1 protein-coding gene is annotated in these 532 nt (G+C 33.8%); it reads left to right on the top strand.

Annotation, left to right across the window (positions count from 1 at the left end; translation table 11 throughout):
- On the top strand, positions 1–521 hold a 521-nt coding region (locus IDG60_RS01595), incomplete at its 5' end, for an ABC transporter ATP-binding protein (RefSeq protein ID WP_206160416.1).
- Positions 522–532 lie beyond the last annotated feature (11 nt).

Below are 532 nucleotides of genomic sequence, written 5' to 3'. Positions count from 1 at the left end.
CTTTACAAACGCCGACATCTGGGCACATTTTAATCAATAACCAAGATATTACGACAATGAAGCAAAAAGCATTGGCAAAAGTTAGAATGTCTGAAATAGGTTTTATTTTACAAGCTACAAACCTTGTGCCATTTTTAACGGTAAAGCAACAATTTACATTATTGAAAAAGAAAAATAAGAATGTTATGTCTAATGAAGACTATCAGCAACTTATGTCACAATTAGGGCTAACTTCATTGCTTAATAAGTTACCTTCAGAAATTTCAGGTGGTCAGAAACAACGTGTGGCGATAGCTAAAGCGTTATATACGAATCCGTCGATTATTTTAGCGGATGAACCTACCGCGGCGTTAGATACTGAAAATGCGATTGAAGTCATTAAAATTCTACGTGATCAAGCCAAACAAAGAAAGAAAGCATGTATTATTGTTACACATGATGAACGACTTAAAGCATATTGTGATCGTTCATATCATATGAAAGATGGCGTCCTTAATCTTGAAAATGAAACAGTAGAATAGTTTTATTAAGC

It is taken from the genome of Staphylococcus sp. EG-SA-2 (genome assembly GCF_017152085.1).
This window is presented reverse-complemented; position numbering and strand designations above follow the sequence as displayed.